The following is a 22,945-nucleotide window of genomic DNA, read 5'->3' on the forward strand; positions in this document are numbered from 1 at the left end:
GGTTCCTCGTGCGAGCCGCGACATAGATCACAAGAACGCCTTCGCGGCACCGTCACAAGCGGAACCATTCGCCCTGGTTAGCGGCACATTCCGGACAGTACGCGTCTGACCGGACACCGAACGTAATGATGCTGCTTACACCTATGGTCGCTGACGGGCCGCTCCTCGCTGGGCGGCTCTGCCCTTGTCGTCCACCGAGAGGCAGGCGAGCGAACCCTTGCCGGCAGCCACACCCGTCGCACGCGTAGCCCCGCAGAGCCCTCAGCCCCCTCAGGGCCCACAGACTCAGGCCTCTCCGTCCGCGCGCAGCTCCGCGGACGTCACCGTCGTCGACCCGGTGCTGGTCAAGCGGGCCGTGAAGGCGGCGGCGCTCGGCAACGCGATGGAGTGGTTCGACTTCGGCGTCTACAGCTACATCGCCGTGACGCTCGGCAAGGTCTTCTTCCCGTCGGGCAACCCCACGGCGCAGCTGCTCTCCACCTTCGGCGCCTTCGCGGCGGCGTTCCTGATCCGCCCGCTCGGCGGCATGGTCTTCGGCCCGCTCGGCGACCGCATCGGCCGCCAGAAGATCCTCGCCCTCACCATGATCATGATGGCGGCCGGCACGTTCGCGATCGGCCTGATCCCCTCCTACGCCTCCATCGGCGTCGGCGCTCCGATCCTGCTCCTGCTGGCCCGCCTGGTGCAGGGCTTCTCCACCGGCGGCGAGTACGCGGGCGCGTCCACCTTCATCGCCGAGTACGCGCCCGACAAGAAGCGGGGCTTCCTCGGCAGCTGGCTGGAGTTCGGCACCCTCGCGGGCTACATCGGCGGCGCGGGCCTGGTGACCCTGATGACGGCCCTGCTCTCCACCGACGACCTCGTCTCCTGGGGCTGGCGCATCCCGTTCCTGATCGCGGGCCCGATGGGCCTGATCGGCCTGTATCTGCGGATGAGGCTGGAGGAGACCCCGGCGTTCGCCGCCGAGCTCGCCAAGGCGCACAAGGACGAGCAGGCTCGCCCGAAGGTGCGTCTGCGTGACATGGTCCAGGGCCAGTGGAAGGCGCTGCTCCTGTGCATGGGCCTGGTCCTGGTCTTCAACGTCACCGACTACATGCTCCTGTCGTACATGCCGAGCTACCTGACGAGCGAGCTCAAGTACGACGAGACGCACGGGCTGCTGGTCGTGCTCGCCGTGATGGCGCTGATGATGTGCGTCCAGCCGTTCGCGGGCGCGCTGACCGACCGGGTGGGCCGCCGCCCGGTGATCGCCGCGGGCTGCGTGGGCTTCCTGCTCCTCTCCGTCCCCGCCCTGCTCCTGATCCGCCAGGGCTCGCTCTGGGCGATCGGCCTCGGCATGGCGGCGCTCGGCCTGCTCCTGGTCTGCTTCACGGCCTCGATGCCGTCGACGCTCCCCGCCCTCTTCCCGACCAAGGTCCGCTACGGCTCGCTCTCCATCGGCTTCAACATCTCCGTGTCGATCTTCGGAGGCACGACACCGCTGGTGGTGACGGCGCTGATCGGGGCGACGGGGAACATGATGATGCCCGCGTACTACATGATGGCGGCGGCCGTGGTGGGCGGTGTCGCGGTGTGGTTCATGACCGAAAGCGCGGGACGCCCACTGCCGGGCTCCCGCCCGGCGGTGGAACGACCCTCTCACTGACCTGGGGCCCACTTAACCCCGGCGGGGGCCAGGGCCAGCCCTCCCTCAGACCTTCCGACCCGACCGGGGCCCGGGCCAGCCTCTCTCCGGGCCCGACTGGGGCTCTGGCCCGCCCTCCCTTCCGGCCCGGCTGGGGCTGACCCTCTTCCTCTTCCTGGTCGGCACCTGCGCAGCTCCCTTCCTGCACGGCCGGGACTGAGCCCGCCTTCCGGTCCGCCCGACCGGGGCTTGAGCCCCCGCCCCCCAGCCCGACCGGGGCTCGGGACAGCCTCACCTCCAGCCCGACACGACCGGGCATGAGCCCCCCTCCGACCGACCGTGGCTTGAGTCCGCCCCTTCACCGGCCGTGGCCTGAGCCCGCCCTCCCTCCAACCTGACCGCCGCTCCAGCCCACCGCCCCCACCCGCGGCGTTTGCGCCGTCTTTTCGGGGAGGGCCAAGGGGCGGAGCCCCATGGTTTCGGGCAGGGTGGGATTCGGGAGAGCCCCGCAGGGGCCGCCCCTCCCCCGGCCGCCGCCTACCCCGGCACCCCCGCCTGCCACGCAGTGAACAACGGCACCTCCCCGGCACCGTCAAGCACCACAACCCCGAAGGGCCGGTTGAAGGCGATCCACTCGATCCGTCGAGGGACATACGGCGCCCCGCCAGGAGCCATCGGCACAGCCGTCACCGCCGCCGCCTCGACACCCTCCTCCGCGACCCTCACCACGGCCTCCTGCACGACCTGCGATATCGCTAGCCTCTCCGGCGACATCCCGGAGAAGTCAGCTTCCTCGCTCATCGCCCACCGCACGCCAAGGGCCGCCAACTGCTCCGTCGCATCGACCCGCGTCCGCAAGGACATCCGGGGCAGCGCCATGTTGATCTGCTCGGCGTCGATCCCCGTCCAGCGGCCTTCCGGCGCCCACGCCAGCGGCAGCACCTCCGCCGCCCCGGCGCCCGGCTCACCGAGCACGAACCGCACTCGGGCAGGCGCCCGCCCGCCCTCCGCCCGGCACTTCAGCTCGACGACACTCGCGCCGGCCACCGTCCAGGCGGAGTTCAGCGGAACGGGCCGGTGCATCGTCGGCACCCGGTGCCGCACGCCGAGCGCGTCCGTGAAGTCCTGGTCGCGCGTGCCCGCACCCTCGAAGGGAATCTCCCAACGCGCCTTGAGGGCAAGCACGTTGACGAGAAGCAGCAGCACATCCGGAGTAATCACGACCGGCAACCGCTCGATCAGCCCGCCCGTCGCCTTCCGCACCCACGCGTCGATACCCTCCGGGTCCAATCGGCCCGGGTCCAAGCCGTCCGGGCCCAGACCATCCAAATCCAAGCCGTCCCGTGTCACCCTCTCCGGGGCCATCGCACCGAAACCCACGTCCGGCAACGCCTCCCGGTAGGCGCGGTACACCGGCACTCGGCTCCATACCCGGGTGGCGACGGCCACCGCGTCCGTGCCGGCCAAGCTCCGCGCGGCTGCCGTGACCACACCGGCGGCCTCTTCGTCCGCGACGCCGAGCAACTCCCGCAGCTCCGCGGCGGTTTCCTCCCGCGCGCCCACCGCGACGGCGGCCAGCGCGAGCCACAACCCGGCAGGTGAGCAGACGAAGTCCCCCGCGTCCGCCCCGTCACTCCGGCCCGGCCCGTCCCCCGAGCCCGGCGAAGCCATCAGCGGAAGCCACCGATCAGCAAGCCCCCGGATCACCGCCGCGGGCAAAGCTTGCCCAGCTCCGGCGCCCGCCCCAGCCCCAGTCGCCGCACCAACCCCGTACGTCATCGCAACCCCCGCAACCCGCAGCCTTCGACACGCCACCACAACCCGTCGACCTCAGTATGCGAGCCCCCACTGACAATCGACCCCACCCCCACTAGCATCGTTAGCGAACCTAACGACCCCCGAACACCGCCCGCCGAACACCAACCACCAACCACCAACCATCGAGCACCCGAACGCCGGACCCTCAGAACACCCCCGGAAAGGCCCCCATGCCCCAGCAGCAATGGACCGCGGTGGACACCTACTTCACCGGCCTGCTCGCCCCCGCCGACGAGGCTCTGACCGCGGCCCTGCGCGACAGCGACGCCGCGGGACTGCCCCAGATCAGCGTCGCGCCGAACCAGGGCAAGCTGCTCCAGCTCCTCGCCCAGATCCAGGGCGCGCACCGCATCCTGGAGATCGGCACACTCGGCGGCTACAGCACCATCTGGCTCGCCCGCGCCCTGCCCGCGGACGGCCGCCTGATCACTCTGGAGTACTCCCCGGTCCACGCCGACGTGGCCCGCGGCAACCTCGCCCGCGCCGGCCTCGACAAGCTCACCGAGGTCCGGGTGGGCCCGGCCCTCGACTCGCTCGCCGCGCTCGTGGCCGAGGACGCGGCCCCCTTCGACCTGGTCTTCATCGACGCGGACAAGGTCAACAACGCGCGGTACGTGGAATGGTCGCTCAAGCTCACCCGCCCCGGCAGCCTCATCATCGTCGACAACGTCGTACGGAGCGGCGCGGTGGCCGACGCCGACACCACGGACCCCCACGTGCAGGGAACGCGCAAGGCGCTGGAACTCATCGCGAGCCACCCGAAGTTGACCGGGACGGCGCTGCAGACGGTGGGCACGAAGGGGTACGACGGCCTGGCCCTGGTCCGAGTGCTGGACTGACTGAGCACCCCGGCGCTGACTGAGCACCCCGGCCGGGCAGCCCCGCAGGTCGGTCTCAACCCTCCTGGTAGAACCCGACGTTCACGCTGCGCGGCCCGGCCCGGTCCTGGATGACGACATCGCCGGAGCCGCCCCTGGGGAGCGGAACCGTCCCCCCGTACTCAAGTGGTGACGGCATCCCACCCACCGTGAGCCGCACCTCCGACGCGGGCTCGGGATGTGACCCGCGCAGCCACGTGACGGTCCAGGCCCCGTCGGGCCCGCAGCGGAACTCCAGATGCGTGCGCGACACGAACAGCCAGTCATCGGGCGGAACCAGACGGCACACGCTGCGATCGCGCCCCACCCGCAACACAGAACCCGGTGCGCTCGGGGCGTCGGCCATGAGCATGCCCGCGGTCGCCCCCTCGTCCGCCCCGGCCAACGAGGCCATGGTCAACTCCAGCACGTACGCTCCCCCAGTTCTCGGCCAGTTCTCGGCGTCCAGAACACGCGGCGACCGCACACGCCCCGCGCCGCCGCATCCTATGGCGCAGCCTCACGTGAACGCACCGGGCCTGGAACAATGAACTCATGACTGAACGGAAACCACCTGAGGTCAGCTTCGAGTCGTGGATCGACAAACAAATCCGCGAGGCCGAGGAGCGGGGCGACTTCGCCACCCTGAAGGGCCGCGGCAAGCCACTGCCGGACGGACTGGACACCACATCGCACGACGAACAGTGGTGGATCAAGCAGAAGATGGCCCGCGAGGGCCTCTCCCACCTCCCCCCTACCTTGGCCCTGCGCAAGGAGGCCGAGGACGTCCTGGCCGCGGCCCCCGACGCCCCCTCCGAACAAGCGGCCCGCCGCCTGGTGACGGACCTCAACGCCAAAATCAGCGAGGCCCTGCGCATGCCGCCCCCGGGCCCGCCCCTGGGCCTGAAGCCCTTCGACGTGGACGAGGTGGCCCGCACCTGGCGCGAACGCCACCCGGACAGGGGCTGAGCCGGTCGTCCCGGCTGACGGCCCCTGCGGCAGGATGGACGCATGAGCATCGTCAAGATCAACGTGCTGACCGTCCCGGCCGAACAGCGGGAAACCCTCGAGAAGCGCTTCGCGTCCCGCGCCGGGGCCGTCGAGAACTCGGACGGCTTCGAGTGGTTCGAGCTCCTGCGCCCCATCGAAGGCACCGACGACTACCTCGTCTACACGCGGTGGCGTGACGAGGAGTCCTTCAAGGCGTGGATGGAAGGGCCGATGAAGGCCGCGCACCAGGGCGGTGGCGCAGCCGCTGGAGAGCGGCCCAAGCCCGCTTCGAGCAGCGCCGCGGTGTGGTCCTTCGAGGTCGTCCAGCAGGCGGCGCCCAAGGGCTAGCAGCCGCGAGCGGTCGCGCGGAGCAGCGCGAGCAGTGTGGGCAACCAACCGGTGCCGCGCGGGCAGCGGAGCAGTGCGGAAATGCGGTACCGGCGCGTGGCTGCTCCGTGATGCCATGAACCCATGATGTCCACCGACCGGATACTCGCCTTCGCGGCCATGTCGTTTCTGCTCATCGTCATTCCCGGGCCCAGCGTCCTGTTCGTGGTCGGGCGGGCGCTGGCTCAGGGGCGCCGTGCCGCGCTGACCACGGTGGTGGGGAACACGATCGGCGCGTACGTGCTCGTGATCGCCGTCGCCATCGGGGTCGGCGCCGTCGTGGAGCGCTCGGTCGTCGTGTTCACGGCACTGAAGCTGCTTGGTGCCTCGTATCTGGTGTATCTGGGGGTCAAGGCGGTGCGGCAGCGCGGCTCGCTGTACGCCGCGTTCACCGGTGAAGCCCCCGCCCACAGCGGGCTTCGTACGCTGTGGGAAGGGTTCGCCGTCGGTGTGGCCAACCCCAAGACCATCGTCTTCTTCGCCGCCGTGCTGCCGCAGTTCGTCGACCGCGAGCAGGGGCACGTCATGCTGCAGATGCTGCTGCTCGGCCTCGTCTTCAACGCCATCGCCCTGGCATCCGACAGCGTCTGGGGCCTGGTCGCGGCGACCGCGCGCGGCTGGTTCACGCACTCCCCCCGGCGCCTCTCGGCCGTCGGCGGCGTCGGGGGGCTCACCATGATCGGGCTCGGCGTCAGCATCGCCGCGACCGGACGCAAGGACTGACCGCGGCAGAGCCACGGCCCCGTAATTCGCTTGCGGAGCACGGCAGTCGCGTCCTGAGAATGGCCCTCATGACCACCCTCATCGAGCACGGCACCTCGGCCACCGCCTCCTGGACCGTCGCCCCCGAAGCCGTCGATTCCCCTGTCGCCGCGACGCTCTGGCGCGCGTACTACACAGAGATGAGCGACCGGTACTACCTCCTCCACGAAGGACACAGGACCGACCCCGAAGAGCTGGAGCGCGAGGTCGCGGCGGAGACGGGCGACGACCTGCGCCCGCCCACCGGTGTACTCCTTGTCGCCCGGCACGAGGGCGATCCCGCGGGAACGGCCGGGGTGCGGCTCATGGACGACCTGCCCGGCCCTCCCGCCGCCGAGCTCAAGCGCGTCTTCATACGCGAGGACATGCGCGGCAAGGGCGGCGCCGCGCTCCTCCTCGCCGCCGCCGAGGACGCCGCCCGGGCGCTCGGCGCCGAGCGCGTCATCCTCGACACCCGTCTCGATCTCGTCGAGGCCAGAGCGCTCTACGCCCGGCACGGCTACGAGGAGAGCGAGCCGCTCACCGAGCGGATGTACGCGGAGTGCTGGTACACCAAGAAGCTGACCCTCAGCAGCTGAACCCCTATAGCTGTCGTCAGCTAGTGGGATCAGTCACCGAGTTCAGCTACAGGGGTTCAGCTGCTGGGGTCGGTCACTGGGGGCGAGAGCGAGGTGGCGGCGCCGCTCAGGCCGCCACCCCGCGCTGTGGTGACCTGCCGTTGTGCGGCTGTTCGGCGTCGGAGCCGCACAACTCGGCGCCGAGTTCCTCGACGAGCTTGACGAGGTCGGTCGGCCGGTCGGGGCCCCACCAGTCGCCGAGCAGCTCGGACAGGGACTCCTCACGGGCCCTGGCCAGCCTGACGACCACCGCCCGCCCCTCGTCGGTCAGCGTCAGGCCCATGCCCTGGCGCAGGGCGAGCCTGCGCTCCTCGACCTGGCGGGACGCCGCCGTGATGACGGACAGGGGTACGGGGCTGCGCTCGGCGAGCCTCGCCGGTTCGACGTGGCCGTGGCGGCTGATCCGCAGCAGGAGCCAGCTCGCGGCGGGCAACAGGTCGTAGCCGGCCCGCTCGGTGATGCGTACGTAGATCTCGCGGCGGCCCTCCCGCGTGCCGAGGACGGAAAGCGCCCGCGCCACCTCGTCGTACGACGAGCGCTCGACGGGATTGCTGGCGAGCGTCTGCGTCTGATCCGGTGCCGTGACCGAGCCGCGCAGCTTGTCCTCGCGCAGGAACCAGGCGAGGACGAAGGCGACCACGGCCGCCGGCGCCGCGTACAGGAAGACGTCCGTGATGGACGAGGCGTACGCGTGTACGACCCCGGGCCGCAGCGACGCCGGGAGTTCGGCGATGCCGCGTGGGTCCGCCTTGAGGGAGTCCGCGCTGACGCCGGGCGGCAGCTGCTGCCCGGTGACGGCGTCATTGAGCTTGGTGACGAGCCGGTTGGCGAAGATCGTGCCGAAGATGGCGACACCGAACGAGGCTCCGATGGAGCGGAAGAACGTGGCGCCGGACGTGGCGACGCCCAGATCCCCGTACGGGACCGCGTTCTGCACGATGAGCACCAGGACCTGCATGACCAGGCCGAGGCCGAAGCCGAAGACGAAGAAGAAGGCGCTCATCTCCACCGTGCCGCTGTTCTCGTCCAGCTGGTGGAGGAGGAGCAGGCCAAGGGCCGTGATGCCGGTGCCCACGATCGGGAACACCTTCCAGCGGCCCGTACGGCTGACGATCTGGCCGGACGCGGTCGACGAGATCAGCATGCCGATCACCATCGGCAGCATGTGCACGCCCGACATGGTCGGCGAGACGCCCTGGACGACCTGGAGGAACGTCGGCAGATAGGTCATCGCGCCGAACATCGCGAAGCCGACGACGAAGCTGATGATCGCGGAGAGCGTGAACGTCCTGACCCGGAACAGCTTCATCGGGATGACCGGTTCGGCCGCCTTGCGCTCGACGGACACGAAGGCCACGGCGAGCACGACGCCGAGCACCGCGAGAACGATGATCTGCGGCGAGCCCCAGCCCCAGGTGGTGCCGCCGAGAGAGGCCACGAGGACGAGGCAGGTTGCGACGGCGGCGATCAGGAAGGTGCCGAGGTAGTCGATGGTGTGCTTCGTCGAGCGCACCGGGATGTGCAGGGCGGCGGCGATGACGACGAGCGCGACGACGCCGATGGGGAGGTTGATGTAGAAGACCCAGCGCCAGCTGAGGTGCTCGGTGAAGAGGCCGCCGAGCAGCGGCCCGAGAACGCTCGTCGCACCGAAGACGGCGCCGAACAGACCCTGGTACTTGCCTCGTTCACGCGGCGAGACGATGTCACCGACGATCGCCATCGACAGGACCATCAGGCCGCCGCCGCCGATTCCCTGGAGCGCGCGGAAGCCGATGAGCTGCGGCATGTTCTGCGCCATGCCGCAGAGCGCCGAGCTGACCAGGAAGATCACGATGGCCAGCTGGAACAGCTTCTTGCGGCCGTACTGGTCGCCGAGCTTGCCCCAGAGCGGTGTCGCGGCCGTCGCGGCGAGCAGATACGCCGTGACGACCCACGAAAGGTGCTCCATGCCGCCGAGCTCGCTGACGATGGTGGGCAGCGCGGTCGAGACGATCGTCTGGTCGAGTGCGGCGAGCAGCATGCCGAGCAGCAGCGCACCGATGGAGACCAGTACGCCGCCGTGCGCGTGCTCGCCCGGTGGCCCGGGGGCGGGATCCGGTTCCGGCCCCACGGGGCGGGCGCTGACATCCTGCGTCATGGACACCTCCTGAGGGCTCATACGTGTCCTGTGGGGAGGGCTCCTCCCTTTCCATCCTGGTCCGTGTGACCCGTTATGGCCTGTTGAAGCCTGGGTCTGCATAATCGCTGGAGTTCTCTAGGGGTGGGGTACGAAGAGTGAGCAGCACGGGAAAACGTCCGAGCGACGCCGCCAGCGGGCGGGACGACGGGGTCGACAGCGGCCTCGGCGGCCGGCGGTGTCCTGAGTGCGGTGCGTCGCGCACACGCGGCGGCTCGCCTGTCTGCGGCTGTACGGAGCGGGCGGCCGACGCGGCGCGGGACACGAGGTCCGCGCAGGCGGCAGCGGCGGAGGACTTCGATCCGCTGCGCATACGTCCCTACGTGACGCTGCCGGAGCCCGGCCTCGCGGAGGAGACGACGCCCGAGCCGGGGCCCGCGCCGACGCCCGTCCTCCCACCGGAGGCCACGGCTCCGCCACGCTCGGCGGATGTGGGGCTGTTCGCATCGGGCGCGCCGGACGCGCCGGACGCGCCGGACGCGCCGGACGCGCCGGACGGGGCCCCCTCCGCAGCCGAGGGAGACGCTTCCCCGCCTCCTCCGCCGTACGACGGCGATCCGGAACCGCGGCGCGGCCGTACGGGCCTGTACGCGGCGGTGGGCGCCGCGGCGGCCGTGGTGGCCGTCGCGGTGCTCGCGGCGGTGCTGCTCTCGCCCGACAAGCCGCGACGAGAGCAGGCTCTGCCGGACCTGGCGACGCGTGCGGCGACCGCCGCGTCCGACTCCGCCAGTCAGGCGCCACCGCCCCCGACGGCCTCCGCGACGCCCTCCGCGCCGCCGTCCCCCTCCTCGTCCTCGTCTTCGTCCGCATCACCCGAGGCGAGCCCGTCCCCCACACCGTCGCGCTCGGCCTCGCCCAAGCCGCGGTCCACGCCGCCGCCGAGCCGCTCGACGGCTCGGGCGACGGGTTCGGTGGAACCGACGGCGCCGAAGGCCGACCGCGTCCTGAGCCGCGGCGACAGGGGCCCTGAGGTCAGCGAACTCCAGCAACGCCTGCGGCAGCTGTACCTGTACATGGGCGACGACCACGGCACGTACGACACCCAGGTGGCGGACGCGGTGGCCCGCTACCAGTACGCCCGCGGGACGCAGCGCGACGGCAGGGGGGTCTACGGGAAGGAGACGCGGGCGGCGCTCGAAAGGGAGACGAGGGAGCCGTAAGCCGGGAAACGCGAGGCGCCCCGCACCATGAGGTGCGGGGCGCCAAGAACCCGGCCAAGAGTCCGGCCAAGAACCGCCGGCGGGCGGCCGAGCGAAGGTCAGCAGCGGTCTGCCCGACCATCAGCGGGCCAAGCGAAGATCAGCCGACAACCAGCCGAAGCCCTCCACCGGCAACCGGCTCCACCCGTATCTCCGTCAGATCAGCGACATGCACGGTGGGCCCGAACTCCCCGGCCCGCGGGCCGATCCCCACGACCCGCATGCCCGCCGCGAGCCCCGCGGCGATCCCCGCCCCGGAGTCCTCGAACACGATGCAGTCGGCGGGGTCGAAGCCCAGCTCGGCGGCCCCCTTGAGGAACCCCTCGGGGTCGGGCTTGCTCGCGCCCACGCTCTCCGCGGTGACCCGCACGGCCGGAAGCGGCAGCCCGGCCGCGGCCATCCGCCCGTTGGACAGGGGCACGTTCGCGGACGTCACGAGCGCGTGCGGCAGCCCCTTGAGCGAGGCCAGGAAGGCAGCGGCTCCCGGCACGGGAACGACGCCCTCCATGTCGGCGGTCTCGGCGGCCAGCATCTCGCGGTTCTCCGCGTAGTTCTCCTCCATGGGCCGCTCCGGCAGCAGCACCGCCATCGAGGCGTACCCCTGCCGTCCGTGGACGACCTTGATGACCTCGTCGAAGTCGAGACCGTGCCGCTCGGACCAGCGCCGCCAGCAGCGCTCGACCACCGCGTCGGAGTTGACGAGGGTCCCGTCCATGTCCAGGAGGAGAGCCCGGGCGGTCAGAACAGAGTCGGTCTCAGCCGTCATCGGCGTACTCCAGAGCGCAGAGGGAGGTTGAGCGGGGAGGGGAGGTCGAGCACAGAGGGAGATGCGGAATTTCGCGGAAGAAGAATCAAGGCGGCCCCGCCCGCCGGTCAGGGAACACGGGCGGAGCCACTTTGTTCCTCCACGATACAAAAAGGGGCCACCAGACGCCAGCACCGCAGGTCACACCCCTTGCGTACGCCTCGACTCACCCCTTTGGACCACACCGGACCAGGCCCCTCAGACAGAAGAGCCGACAACCCCGGCGACTCAGGTGACCCCGGCAGCTCAGGTGAGGCCCGCCGCCCCCAGCGGCTCAGGCAATCGCCTCGTACAGGCTCCACACCCCAAGACCCAGCATCAGCAGCGCCGCGATCTTGGTGATGAGCGAGAGCGGCACGCGCTTCATCAGCGCCTTTCCGCCGACGATGCCGAGACCGGCGACCGCCCACAGCGCGAGCACCGCGCCAAGACCCACGGAGAGCGGGTCGTCGTACCGCGCGGCCAGGTTCGCGGTCATGATCTGCGTCAGGTCACCGAACTCCGCGACCAGGATCAGCATGAAGCCCGCGCCGGAGACCTTCCAGAAGCTCTGGTCCTTGGGCTCACGGACCTCCTCCTCGCCGTCGCCGCCCTTCAGGAGCAGCATCGCCGCCCCGCCGAGGAAGAGGACGCCGGTGAGCGCGTGCAGCAGTTGCTGCGGCAGGAGCGTCAGCACGCTGCCCGCCGCCACGGCGAGCACGACATGGACGACGAAGGCGGCCGCGACCCCGACGAAGACGTACGAGGCGCGGTAGCGCGTCCCGAGGACGAGCCCGGCCAGCGCTGTCTTGTCCGGGAGTTCGGCAAGGAAGACGACGCCGAAGACGAGCGCCATCACGCTGATGCTGATCAAGGTTCCTCAATCGGTCGGGGCTGCCCCACCGAGAGCAATCTGTACCTCACGTACGACACCTCGGCACGGCAGCACACACGGACGTACACGGTCGCGTACGTCGGGTACTGCTTGCCGAAGGTCTCGCTGGCTGGTCACGTCCACCACGGTTCATCCCATGGGTGACGGGTCCTGCCTCCGGGCGCCGGCTCAGGCGAGCTGAGCAGTATGTCGACGGTCCGGCGAAGAGCTACTCCCCTTCTGCGCCATCCATCGTACGGGACGTCCGCGCACCCCGGCCCAGGGCCTTTCGGCCCCCTCGGGCGTGACCCAGGTCACTCATTTCCAACTCCCGCACACATGACCGCACATGACACGGCGTCAGAACTCTTGAACTGACCACCTGATTGACGCGACCCTGTCACTTGACGCACATCCACAGGAAACCCCAATGCGTCAGCATGGCCGCCCCAACGGCCAACATCCCCCCACATCAAGGGAGTTCGTATGCCCGCTCTCTACGCGCGTCGACGTCTCGCCACTGTCACCGCCCTGACCGCCCTCGCCTCCGCTGCGGCCCTCCTCACCGGCGCTCCCGCCCAGGCCGCTCCCCCGGAGCCGGTCTCCGCCGCCACCGCCCGCACCTATCTCGGCCAACTCACCCAGAAGGCCGAGGGCTCGTCCGACGGCTACAGCCGCGACAAGTTCCCGCACTGGAGCACCCAGTCCGGCGCCTGCAACACCCGCGAGGTCGTCCTCGAGCGCGACGGCACGAACGTCGAGCAGGACTCCAGCTGCGCGGCCACGTCGGGCACCTGGAAGTCCCCGTACGACGGCGGCACCTGGACCGCCGCGTCCGACGTCGACATCGACCATGTGGTATCTGCAGCTCCGACGCTGCAGCGAGAAGAACTCAAAGGTCAGAACGTCAGCGGCATACCGGCGACATCTCTTCGAGCTTCACTTGGGGCTGCAGCAGATCCTGGACAGCAACTTGAGGACCTCACGGTGGCGCCCAAGGGGTCGATGGACGGCTACAGCCGTGACAAGTACCCGCACTGGGCCGACCAGGGGGCCAACTGCAACACCCGTGAAGTGGTTCTCAAGCGCGATGGCAAGAACGTCACAACCGACTCGCAGTGCCGGGCTGTCAGCGGGACATGGGTAAGCCCGTACGACGGTGCCACGTGGTCAGATCCGGCCGACGTCGACATCGACCACATGGTCCCGCTGGCAAACTCGTGGGTCAGTGGCGCCAGCAAGTGGACCACGGCTCAGCGGAAGGCATTCGCCAACGACCTCACCAACCCACAACTGCTCGCCGTCACCGACAACGTGAACCAAGCGAAGGGCGACAAGTCCCCGGACGCATGGCGTCCGCCACTGCAGTCGAACTGGTGCCATTACTCCACGGACTGGATCGCGGTGAAGTACCACTACAAGTTGACAATCACTGCGCAGGAGAAGACGACGCTGAAGGACATGCTCACCCGCTGCTGAGAAGCTGCAGGAGGGAGCTTCGGCACTTCCAGATACTTGGAAGTGCCGAAGCCATGGAGATCAGGGGGTCCCAGTAGGGCTCTGTCAGGTTGAGCGGTGGTTTAGCGGCTGCCGAGCTCTCCCTTGGTGAACCCGTATTTGTGTGCCGCGAGCACAGTGGCGAGTGCAGGGACGAGCAGTGCGAGCGTGACCCAACTCAGCCAGGATGCATCCAATCCGCTGAGGACGATGCCTCCGATGATGCCACCACCGGCGATTCCGACGTTCCATCCGGTGGTGAGGAGTGCTTGGGCGACATCGCCGGCGTCGCCTGCTGCTTCGGCGACTGCGGTCTGCAACAGGGTAGAGGTGCCGCCGAACGCGAGCCCCCAGAGCGCCGCGCTGGCGTAGACGAGCGAAGGCACGCCGGAGAAGATGCCGAGCAGCAGCGCGCATGTCGCGAAGAGCACACACGCGAGGATCATGAGGAGGCGCAGGTGCCGATGGACGAGCGCTCCGGCGATCCAGATGCTCACCAGCGACACCAAGCCGAAGGTGAGCAGCACGGCGTCGACTTGACCTGCCATGCCGAGCGGCTTGAGGAACGGGGCGATGTAGGTGTAGAGGATGCTGTGGGCGAGCACGAACGTGAGGGTCGCGAAGAGCACGGGCGCTACGCCGGGAATGCGGAAGGTACGGGTGAGCGGGAGCCGTGAGCCCTTGGGCTGTCCGGAGAAGTTCGGCACCGCCGCGACGACCCACACGATCAACGCGAGCGTGAGGACGGTCATGATCCCGAACGCGTATCGCCACTCGACGAGCTTGGCCAGAAACGCCGCAGCAGGAACTCCGACGGACAGGGCAACGATTGCGCCCCCCATCGCGATCGCCATTGCCTTGCCGCGCTGATGTGAGGGAACCATCCGTACCGCGTACCCGGCCAACAGCGCCCAGAGCAACCCGCCGACGATGCCGCCGAGGCACCGGGCGGCTAGCGTAAGTGCGAAGCTCTCGGAGAGCGCGGTGACGGTGTTGGCGATCGCGAATCCTGCGATCGCCACCAGCAGCAAGTGTCGGCGCGGCCAGCCGATCGTCGCCTTGGTGAGCGGGATCGCGGCGAGGATCGCCCCGATCGCGAAGACGGTGACGCTCTGCCCGGCAGCACTCTCGCTCACACCCAGGTCTCGGCTCATCCCGGGAAGCAGCCCGGCGGGCATCGTCTCGGTCAGGAGCGTAATGAACCCGGTGGCGGCCAAGGCCAGAAGACCCGCCAGTGGGAGCCGGGCGTTCGTTATCGAGGGAGATGGCGCAGCATGTGTTCGTGTCATGGCCTCATGATCGAAGGGTGACATTAGTGTGAGGGTCAATTCGGTGTCCGCTGAGTCACACGACGCCAGCCACAGAGGGCGAGGAGAGGGATATGCGGATCGGTGAGTTGTCGACGCACACGCGGACTCCGGTGAGGTTGCTGCGCTACTACGAGGAGCAGGGACTGATCGCGTCAGATCGACTGCCCAACGGATACCGGGACTATGAGGAGTACGTCGTTGACCGGGTTCTCCAGGTACGAGGCCTGCTCGACGCAGGGCTGCCCACACGGATCATCAAGCAGATCCTGCCCTGCCTGAACACCCCCCGCACGATCCACATGCCCTACGTCACGCCAGACATGGTCGCAACGCTCGAACACGAACGCGACCGCATGGCCGAAAAAATCGAATGCCTCACCAAGAACCACCGAGCCATCACCGACTACCTCGACGCCGTACGCCGCGATATCCGAGCCTCCTACCGGTAGTCCGGGGAGTGTCCAATAGCCGGCGGATCCGATGATCAAGGAGTCGCCTGATGAGCGAGACCATCGCCGAGCACGAGGCTGTGGAGGAGCCGGTCGTTGAGTCGGCTACGGAGGCAGTGTCGGACGAGTAGTTGATCGGGTGCTGTCAAGTTGGTGGTGTGGGTTGGGGCATGCTGATGGCGCTCGGGTGTTGTGAGATGCCCTGCTGTCAGCCGACCGGGGCCATGCCGGTGACGGTTTTCCAGGTGCGGAATCGTTGGGTCATCTCGGTGCGGTAGTCACTGGTTGTGAGCAGGTGCCGGTGGGGGCGGAAGAGACCCGAAATGCGGGAGAAGGCGGCGAGGAATCTCTGGGCCGCTCCGCTGGAGCGGAAGCCCTTCATGGCGCGCTCGCGTTGTCTGGTGGGCTGGTGGCTGTTCTCGCACCGGTTGTTGAGGTACTTCGAGGTGCGGTGCTCGACCGAGGGCATGACCTGGCGGTGGGCGGCGCCGTAGGAGCGCAGCTTGTCCGTCACGATCACGCGGGGCACGTACTGGCAGTCCTTGAGGAGCTTGCGGAAGACCCGCCGGGCCGCGGCCGTGTCGCGCTTGTTCGTCACGAGGATGTCCAGGACGTTGCCGTCCTGGTCGACGGCCCGCCACAGGTACCGCATCCGGCCGTTGACCTTGATGAACACCTCGTCCAGATGCCACTTGTCGCCCGGCCGCGGCCTACACCGGCGCAACTGGTCGGCGTAGGCGGGACCGAACGTGGCGCACCAGGCCCGGACCGTCTCGTAGGACACCACGATGCCGCGCTCGAAGAGGAGCTCCTCGACCTCACAGAACGAGAGTGGGAAACGGTGATGCAGCCACACCGCGTGACCGATCACCTCCGCCGGAAACCGGTACCCCCCTGTACGACACCGACATCTCGCTCCCCACTCGGACCCCTCCCACGATGACCCACACCAAGATCATCCAACGCCTCACCGCTCAACCTGACAGAGCCTTCCTGAGAGCCTCGTCCAGCTCAGTCAGCCTCGTACTGGGCAAGGCGCCGACGGAGAGCGAGGTTTTCCCCCTGCGCGACCTCCAAGGCCTTGCGCAGTCTCACCACCTCTCTCTGGTGCTCCTGTTGCTGCAGGGTCAAGCGGGCGCTCAGCGCTCTTACCGCGGCCGAGGACGAGCCCTCGGAGTGGTCAGGTCGCTGGGCGGGGACGGCCCCGGTCTTCGTTCGATGTCGCTCGATCAGTGAGCGCAGTTCCTGGTGCCGGTAGAGAAAGTCTGTGCTGATGTCCGCCTCGCGGGCGACAGCGATGAAGCTGACGGGCTGCATCATCTTGACCAGCTGATCGAGTGCGGCGCGGGCCCGCTTCTCGGACTCCTCAGTGCGCGAGCGGGCGGCCTTTCGCAGATGTTCGGGCAGCGGGCTCATACGGTGGGCTCCTGTTGGTGTGTCTGGGTCGGACCGGGGCGATCACTCGTACCGGCGCCGCGGACGGCTCGCAGTCGGCCGTCGTCGTGGACGCCGATCTGGTCGAGGGCGACGAGGACTTTCCTGAGGGCGCTGGTCTCGGCGAGACGGCCGGCCAGCCACACGTTGTCTTCTCCCATCGGCTCGGCGTGGCGAGCGGTGAACTGCTCCTGGCGGCGTGCGACCAGCGCCTCGGACTGCTCCAACTGGTTTTGCAGTTCGCCCCGGTGACTCGCGTCGGTAACGAACTTGTCGCAGGTCAAGCAGGCATTGCCCTTGGAGCAGACCTGCCGTGGCGGCAGCATGCACCACCCATTCGGCAGCACGCGGTCCGCTCGCTGATCCAGGTGAAGAAGATCGTAGAGGTCACTGGGATCGACCTCGGCGGTCCGACCGTCTGCCGTCACTTTCTTGTAGCGAAGGAACTCACGCTCGGCCGTGACCGCCAGGGTCTTGGCGTAGTGCATGGTCATGGCCGGGGTGACGTGTCCCAAGTAGCGCATCACCACATGGATGGGAACCCCGGCGTTGATCAGGTCCGTCGCGCGTGTGTGCCGGAAGGTGTGCGTCTTGGAAACCTTGACGGACCGACCGACACTGTCTGTGATCGCCAACTTCTTTGTCAGTACGCGGAGTCGGGTGTGAAATGTCGCCGAGGCATAGGGCCTCGTCCCAAGGCGGTTGTTCTTGGTCTGCAGGAAGAGGTAGCGCGGATTCGCTTCTTCCGGGGCGCCGTGAGAAGCGGTGAATGCGCGGGCCCACTCCTGCTGAAGGCGGATGATGTCGACGATCTCCTGATCGACCGGGATCGTCGGCGGATCACCGCCCGTGATCTTCGTCTGCTGGTAGGCCAGCCGAGCCACGAAACCGTCCGCCTCCTTGCCTCCCTGCTTGCCCACTGTCAGGAGCGGCAGCAGCGGCTCGAAGTCCATCATCAGGACCTCATTCATGCGTCGGCCGGTTCGGATCAGCAGCATGAGCGCATGGAACGCCTGCCTGTCGTCGAGCCCGCCCTCGTCCTTGGGCGCCGCGAGCACTCCAGAGCCTGCGGCGATCCGGCTGATCACCTCGTCTTCCAGCGCCATGTCGTCCGGGAGTTGGTTCGTGAGCCGCGGTTTGTCCTCCAGCCGGAACAGCACGGTGTGCTGAGGGCCGAGTCCGGCCCAGCGCGCGTCGCCGAGCACCAAGGAGGCCTCGGCTCGGTTGTCATACATCCAGCGGTAGAACGCCTCGATGGTCACAAGCGGACCCCGGCGGCTGTTCTTCGCGAGCTTGCCGCCCTTGTTCGGTCCGGTCATCGCGGTATGGCCGTTGAGCGAGTCCACGAATCCGCGCAGCCAAGGGCGCAGCTCTTCAGGCGAGCCCACCAACTGGGGGCCTGCGCACCCTTCCTGATCGATGTACCACTGGAACCACTTCAGGTGATCCAGTCGGCTCTTCACTGACGACCACACGTACCGTTCCGTCGAGAGCTGCACCGACAGCCACCACTGCGCGGCCTCGCGAAACCAGGCTGTGGTCAGTTGGCTGAAGTTGGCGACTGACCGCCCCTGCGGCTCATGCTCCCGCTGTGGGATGCGCCGGTCCAGGGCCGGGTTCCAGACGTTCAGTCGCCACCATTCGCCGTCGTGGTAGGCGTGAGCGAGCCTGTCCTGAAGATGCTTCAAGCCGTTCTCAACCCACTCCGGCAGGTACCGGTTGGCCGTTGGGTTCGTGCGCATCAATGCCCCGCGAACCTCTAGCCCCCACTCCTCATGCGTCAAGGCGGTGAGCGAGCGCGCCGCTCGTGCCACCTGGCCGCCGTGCTCGACCGCGAGAACGAGCCCGCGCCTCAGTTCCCCCAGCCGCATGGTGTTGATGCTGTAGCCGTCGGCAACCTGCTGGTGGACGCACCAGGCCAGCTCCCACTGCATCGGTTCCGGCAGTCCACGCAGGCTCAGGGACTGGGTGAACCAGCCCCGGCTCTTGTCAATCGTCCGCACGATGAACGCTTGCCGGTAGTCCTCGGGCATGTTCGCAGCATCGAAGTGGCCCTGTCGGTGTCCCTCCGGCAGGCTCTCCCAGAGTTGCCTTGCGCGTTCCTCGCTGAACAGCTGGGCGATCGGCAGCCGAGGGTCCCGCTTGTCCCGGCGATTACGTTCCCGAGCCCTCGGAGCTGCCGATCGCTGCTCGGGCAGGGCCCGGATCTCGGCCGATTCAGCGCTCATCGTCGGCTCCCCACGCCTGGGTGATCTTCTGCCAGTCGGCGCACGCCTTCAGCTCGGCGTCTTCCGTGACATGGGCATACGTGTTGATGGTGGTCTGGACGTCGGCATGCCCCAGCCTCCGGCTCACCACATGCATCGGAACGCCGGCCAGCAGAAGGGCGGTGGCGTGCGTGTGGCGGTACCAGTGCGGGGTCATGCCTCCCGGGAGTGCCGGGATCCGTTGCTTCACCACACCGAGGTGTCCGTAGACGCTCTCCGGCCTGATCGGAGCAAAGCGCCGACCCCGATGCAGGTTGCAGAAGATGTACGCGTTGTCCCAGTCGTCGAGTTCGGCATCCGCCCCGGCCTCGCACAGTGCCCATACCCAGTCCCCGTACAGACGGTCCAGCGCGGAGCCGATGAAGATGCGGCGGTGGCCGCTCTTGGCCCGCAGACCGTGCGGGTGATCCTCACGATGTACGACCTCGACCTGTGCAGTCGTGCCCGTTCCGGTCTTCCAGTCACAGTGCCGAAGGCCGAGCGCCTCACCGAGCCGCAGTCCGGTCTCCTCCAGCAGCGTCCACAGCAACCGGTACCGCAGCTCGCCCGACCAGACCGCGCCTGCCGCGTCCCAGGACGCCTCTGCCTCCCGGATCGACGCCATCTGGCGGGGCAGCAGCACCGGCACCGGTTTCGTCCGTACCCGCACCTTCACGACACTCGACCGCCGTCCGGTCCGACGCGCCACATGCTCCAGGAACGGCAGATAGCTCCCCGGCCGGGCCTGCACCGTCTCGTAGAGCCGACCGGCAACCTCGACGCCCCGCGAGGCCTGGTAGCGGTAGAAGCCCATGACCGCTCGGGCACGGCTCGCCACCGTGGAGTCCGCCGCCCGCGCCTGTCCGCGGAGCAGCACAACGTCCTCCGTCACGCTCCCCCTACGTAACTGGCCGATGAACGTACCGAGTTCAGTCACGCCAACTGCATCCCACGCCTGGCCCCGTCGCTCCAGAAAGGTCCACCACAGCGAGATCCCTCGGGCGTAGCTCTTGATGGTGTTGGGCGAGCAGTCCCTCGATCTCAGGTACTCCAAGTACTGCTCGACCGGCTCCGCAACGCGGTAGTCGTCGCCAAGAACCGTCCACGTCACCCCCTCCCCTGTGGCCACTCTCTGCGTACTCGCCACCACGCCCCCTCTGCCATCACTGTCAGCGGCATTGAGCCGCTGCACCGGATAACGCACCGCTCACAGGGAAGTCACGGCATCCAGGTCACATGTCAGCGATGTCAGCGTCACCAATTTCAAGATGCGGATAACATGTGATCCCGCTCTCCGAGGCCTGGAAGTCCGGCGCGAGCGGCTGGACCAACGCCCAGCGGGAAGGTTTCGCCAACGACCTCGGCCAGCCCCAGCTGATCGCCGTCACCGACAACGTCAACCAGAGCAAGGGCGACCAGGACCCGGCGGAATGGCTGCCGCCGACCAGGTCGTACCACTGCTACTACGCCCGGATGTGGGTGGACGTGAAGCACCACTACCGCCTCACGGTGAACGCGGAGGAGAAGACCGCCCTGTCCTCGATCCTCAACGGCTGCTGAGACCGGCGGCTACTCGGCGGCGGCCCGCGACGACGGCCCGCCACGGCTGCCGAAGTCACCGGCCGCGACGCTGCTGACGTCACCGCCGCGACGGCTGCCGAGGTCGCCGCCCCGACGGGTTCCGAGGTCACCGGCCTGTAACCAGCGGGAATCCCCGGAACCTCCCCACTGCCCTCCGTCGTTCCGTACCGTACGGGGCGACGGAGGAGAGTGATCATCGTGGCACGGCTGCGCCTGGGTCCACTGCTGAGGTATGTCGACGGTTCGACGGCGACGGTCTGGGTCGAGGCCGACCGCCCCTGCACCGCCGAGGTGCGGTGCGCCGACGGCGCCAAGGGCACGGCGAACACGTTCCAGATCGCGGGCCATCACTACGCGCTCATCCCGGTCACGGGACTGCGCCCGGGCACGGAGACCGCGTACGAGGTGCGGCTCGGCGACAGCGACGGCCCCGTGTGGCCGCTGCCGGACTCGCCCTTCCCGCCGAGCACGATCCGCACGCCGGGCGACGGCGACGACGAGGCGTTCCGCGTCACCTTCGGGTCCTGCCGCTGGGCCGCTCCGCCGAGCGACGAGCACGACTCCGTCGGGCCCGACGCGCTTGACACCCTCGCCGCCCGCATCGCCACCGGCACGGCGGCCGACCGCCCGGACGTCCTGCTCCTGCTTGGCGACCAGGTGTACGCGGACAACACCTCCGAGGCGACGCGGCGCTGGCTCGCGGCCCGCCGGAACCTGAACGACCCTCCGGGCGACCAGGTCGCGGACTACGAGGAGTACACCCACCTCTACTACGAATCGTGGCTCGACCCCGAGGTGCGGTGGCTGCTCTCCACCGTGCCGAGCTGCATGATCTTCGACGACCACGACGTCATCGACGACTGGAACACCAGCGCGGCCTGGCTCGCCGAGATGCGCGCGACGCCCTGGTGGCGCGAGCGCGTGCTGAGCGGCCTGATGTCGTACTGGGTCTACCAGCACATCGGCAATCTGCCGCCCGCCGAGCTCGAACGCGACGAGCTGTACGCCACGCTGCGCGCGACACCGGACGGCACTGACGCGCTGCGCGCTTTCGCCTCCGCCTCGGACGCCGACCCCGGGGCGACCCGGTGGAGTTACCGCCGGGACTTCGGCCGCGTACGCCTGCTCATGATCGACACGCGGGCCGCGCGCGTCCTGGACGAACAGAACCGCGCGATGATCGACCCGGACGAGGCCCGCTGGCTGCGTGAGCAGGCCCTCGACGGCCTGGGCGGGGCGGACGGGTCCGGCGGGGCGGGCGACGGCGGCGGGGCGGGTGGTTGCGACCACCTCCTGATCGGCACGTCGCTGCCCTGGCTGCTTCCGCACCTCATCCATGACGCCGAGGGCTGGAACGCCGCGCTGTGCCGGGGCGAGCGTGGCGCGCGCTGGGCCCGCTTCGGCGAGAACCTGCGCAGGCGCTCGGACCTGGAGCACTGGGCGGCGTTCCCGTCGTCCTTCGACGCGCTGACCTCCCTGATCGCCGAGGCGGGCACAGGGACGGGGGCTCCGGCGACGGTGTGCGTGCTCTCCGGTGACGTCCACCACGCGTACATCGCGGAGCCCACGTGGCCGGACGGCGGCGGGCCCGACTCCCGCGTCCTGCAGCTGACGTGCTCCCCCGTCCACAACTCCATCCACGCGTCGATAAAGCTGGGCTTCCACTTCGGCTGGAGCAGGGTGGGCCGCGCTCTGGGCCGCCGCTTCGTACGCCACGGCCGCACGGCAGGGGTGGCCATCAACTGGCGTAAAACGGGCGGCCCTTGGTTCGGCAACCAGCTCATGACACTGACGCTGAGGGGCCGTACGGCGCATGTACAACTCGACCAGGCCCGGACGGTGAAGGGCGCAGGCGTACGCCTGGAAACGACCCAGGAGTCCCGGCTGTCGTGACCTAGGGGCAGGCCCGGGTCGCGGGGCGGGTGAGGTCAACGGGGCAGGTCCGGGTCCGCGGGACAGGTGAGGTTGACGGGCAGGCCCGGGTCCGCGGGGTGGCTGAGGCCGACAGGGCACGCGGGGATGGCGGGACGGGTGAGGTCGACGGGCAGGCCCGGGACGGCGGGGCGGCTGGCTGAGGCCGACGGGGCACGCGGGATTGGCGGGACGGGAGGCCTACGGGCAGGCCCCGGGACCGTGGGGCGACTAGGCCGACGGGGCACGCGGGGTTGGCGGGGCGGGTGAGGTCGACGGGCAGGCCGGGTCGGCGGGGTTGGCGGGGCAGATGAGCCTCTTAGCCCACCCCCTCCACTCCCCCACACACCCCACACACACCCACCTCGCGCCCCCTTTACTCCCCATAGCCCCCCAAAGGCGGCCAGCACCCCACGGGTCGCGCGTGAC

Annotated in this window: 19 protein-coding genes and 3 pseudogenes; 12 read left to right on the forward strand and 10 right to left on the reverse strand. The window is 69.0% G+C overall.

Annotated elements, in window-relative coordinates; all coding sequences use genetic code 11:
* Positions 1-178 precede the first annotated feature (178 nt).
* Positions 179-1,645, forward strand: a complete 1,467-nt coding sequence (proP, locus tag AB0I94_RS01995) for a glycine betaine/L-proline transporter ProP (protein WP_363307741.1) — start codon at positions 179-181, stop codon at positions 1,643-1,645.
* Between the two features lie 516 nt (positions 1,646-2,161).
* Here proP and AB0I94_RS02000 read toward each other — a convergent pair.
* Entirely contained in the window at positions 2,162-3,295 is a 1,134-nt protein-coding gene (locus AB0I94_RS02000) for a serpin family protein (RefSeq protein WP_363307413.1), read from the reverse strand.
* Positions 3,296-3,612: 317 nt separating this feature from the next.
* On the opposite strand from AB0I94_RS02000, the gene AB0I94_RS02005 reads away from it, so the two are divergent.
* Positions 3,613-4,281: an O-methyltransferase gene (locus AB0I94_RS02005; RefSeq protein WP_363307414.1), complete on the forward strand. Its 669-nt coding sequence runs from the start codon at positions 3,613-3,615 to the stop codon at positions 4,279-4,281.
* 55 nt (positions 4,282-4,336) lie between these two features.
* Here the strand turns inward: AB0I94_RS02005 and AB0I94_RS02010 are convergent, their stop codons facing one another.
* Positions 4,337-4,729 (reverse strand): hypothetical protein, encoded by a 393-nt coding sequence (locus tag AB0I94_RS02010; protein WP_363307415.1) that lies wholly within the window; start codon positions 4,727-4,729, stop codon positions 4,337-4,339.
* A 125-nt stretch (positions 4,730-4,854) separates the two neighbouring features.
* Between AB0I94_RS02010 and AB0I94_RS02015 the strand changes: the two genes are divergently transcribed.
* The 4 genes from AB0I94_RS02015 (at position 4,855) to AB0I94_RS02030 (ending at position 7,016) form a co-directional block, all read left to right on the forward strand.
* Entirely contained in the window at positions 4,855-5,268 is a 414-nt protein-coding gene (locus tag AB0I94_RS02015) for a DUF1992 domain-containing protein (protein WP_363307416.1), read from the forward strand.
* A 42-nt stretch (positions 5,269-5,310) separates the two neighbouring features.
* On the forward strand, positions 5,311-5,637 hold the full coding sequence (locus tag AB0I94_RS02020) for an antibiotic biosynthesis monooxygenase (RefSeq protein WP_363307417.1): 327 nt from the start codon (positions 5,311-5,313) through the stop codon (positions 5,635-5,637).
* Between the two features lie 123 nt (positions 5,638-5,760).
* Positions 5,761-6,399, forward strand: coding sequence for a LysE family translocator (locus AB0I94_RS02025; protein WP_363307418.1), 639 nt, complete (start codon positions 5,761-5,763; stop codon positions 6,397-6,399).
* A gap of 68 nt (positions 6,400-6,467) precedes the next feature.
* Positions 6,468-7,016 (forward strand): GNAT family N-acetyltransferase, encoded by a 549-nt coding sequence (locus AB0I94_RS02030; protein ID WP_363307419.1) that lies wholly within the window; start codon positions 6,468-6,470, stop codon positions 7,014-7,016.
* 106 nt (positions 7,017-7,122) lie between these two features.
* Here the strand turns inward: AB0I94_RS02030 and AB0I94_RS02035 are convergent, their stop codons facing one another.
* Positions 7,123-9,192: an MDR family MFS transporter gene (locus AB0I94_RS02035; RefSeq protein ID WP_363307420.1), complete on the reverse strand. Its 2,070-nt coding sequence runs from the start codon at positions 9,190-9,192 to the stop codon at positions 7,123-7,125.
* Positions 9,193-9,329: 137 nt separating this feature from the next.
* Here AB0I94_RS02035 and AB0I94_RS02040 point away from each other — a divergent pair, with 137 nt between their 5' ends.
* Entirely contained in the window at positions 9,330-10,391 is a 1,062-nt protein-coding gene (locus tag AB0I94_RS02040; protein ID WP_363307421.1) for a peptidoglycan-binding domain-containing protein, read from the forward strand.
* Between the two features lie 139 nt (positions 10,392-10,530).
* Here the strand turns inward: AB0I94_RS02040 and AB0I94_RS02045 are convergent, their stop codons facing one another.
* Both AB0I94_RS02045 and AB0I94_RS02050 read right to left on the reverse strand, forming a co-directional pair.
* Positions 10,531-11,196: an HAD-IA family hydrolase gene (locus AB0I94_RS02045; RefSeq protein ID WP_363307422.1), complete on the reverse strand. Its 666-nt coding sequence runs from the start codon at positions 11,194-11,196 to the stop codon at positions 10,531-10,533.
* A gap of 313 nt (positions 11,197-11,509) precedes the next feature.
* Entirely contained in the window at positions 11,510-12,088 is a 579-nt protein-coding gene (locus tag AB0I94_RS02050) for a TMEM165/GDT1 family protein (RefSeq protein ID WP_363307423.1), read from the reverse strand.
* A 486-nt stretch (positions 12,089-12,574) separates the two neighbouring features.
* Here AB0I94_RS02050 and AB0I94_RS02055 point away from each other — a divergent pair.
* Together AB0I94_RS02055 and AB0I94_RS02060 are read left to right on the forward strand one after the other, a co-directional pair.
* Positions 12,575-12,949: pseudogene (locus AB0I94_RS02055) on the forward strand (hypothetical protein); the annotation flags it as partial.
* A 120-nt stretch (positions 12,950-13,069) separates the two neighbouring features.
* Positions 13,070-13,567 (forward strand): annotated as a pseudogene (locus AB0I94_RS02060) (HNH endonuclease family protein); the annotation flags it as partial.
* 101 nt (positions 13,568-13,668) lie between these two features.
* Here AB0I94_RS02060 and AB0I94_RS02065 read toward each other — a convergent pair.
* Positions 13,669-14,898 carry an MFS transporter gene (locus AB0I94_RS02065; RefSeq protein ID WP_363307424.1) on the reverse strand — a complete coding sequence of 410 codons (1,230 nt, stop codon included), beginning with the start codon at positions 14,896-14,898 and terminating at the stop codon, positions 13,669-13,671.
* A gap of 68 nt (positions 14,899-14,966) precedes the next feature.
* On the opposite strand from AB0I94_RS02065, the gene AB0I94_RS02070 reads away from it, so the two are divergent.
* Positions 14,967-15,344, forward strand: a complete 378-nt coding sequence (locus AB0I94_RS02070) for a MerR family transcriptional regulator (protein WP_363307425.1) — start codon at positions 14,967-14,969, stop codon at positions 15,342-15,344.
* Between the two features lie 208 nt (positions 15,345-15,552).
* On the opposite strand, the gene AB0I94_RS02075 is transcribed toward AB0I94_RS02070, so the two are convergent.
* The 4 genes from AB0I94_RS02075 to AB0I94_RS02090 form a co-directional block, all read right to left on the reverse strand.
* Entirely contained in the window at positions 15,553-16,215 is a 663-nt protein-coding gene (locus AB0I94_RS02075) for an IS6 family transposase (RefSeq protein WP_363307426.1), read from the reverse strand.
* A 140-nt stretch (positions 16,216-16,355) separates the two neighbouring features.
* Positions 16,356-16,760 (reverse strand): DUF6262 family protein, encoded by a 405-nt coding sequence (locus tag AB0I94_RS02080; RefSeq protein WP_363307427.1) that lies wholly within the window; start codon positions 16,758-16,760, stop codon positions 16,356-16,358.
* Positions 16,757-19,006: a site-specific integrase gene (locus AB0I94_RS02085; RefSeq protein ID WP_363307428.1), complete on the reverse strand. Its 2,250-nt coding sequence runs from the start codon at positions 19,004-19,006 to the stop codon at positions 16,757-16,759. The genes AB0I94_RS02080 and AB0I94_RS02085 overlap by 4 nt, the downstream gene beginning before the upstream one ends.
* A complete protein-coding gene (locus AB0I94_RS02090) occupies positions 18,996-20,228 on the reverse strand; it encodes a tyrosine-type recombinase/integrase (protein WP_363307429.1) in 1,233 nt (410 codons plus the stop codon). The genes AB0I94_RS02085 and AB0I94_RS02090 overlap by 11 nt, the downstream gene beginning before the upstream one ends.
* A 74-nt stretch (positions 20,229-20,302) precedes the next feature.
* Between AB0I94_RS02090 and AB0I94_RS02095 the strand changes: the two are divergent.
* Both AB0I94_RS02095 and AB0I94_RS02100 read left to right on the forward strand, forming a co-directional pair.
* A pseudogene (locus AB0I94_RS02095) lies at positions 20,303-20,584 on the forward strand (HNH endonuclease family protein); the annotation flags it as partial.
* 219 nt (positions 20,585-20,803) lie between these two features.
* Positions 20,804-22,498 carry an alkaline phosphatase D family protein gene (locus AB0I94_RS02100; protein ID WP_363307430.1) on the forward strand — a complete coding sequence of 565 codons (1,695 nt, stop codon included), beginning with the start codon at positions 20,804-20,806 and terminating at the stop codon, positions 22,496-22,498.
* Positions 22,499-22,945: the final 447 nt, after the last annotated feature.

Source organism: Streptomyces sp. NPDC050147 (assembly GCF_040660195.1).
In the GTDB taxonomy this organism is placed as follows: Bacteria; Actinomycetota; Actinomycetes; order Streptomycetales; family Streptomycetaceae; genus Streptomyces.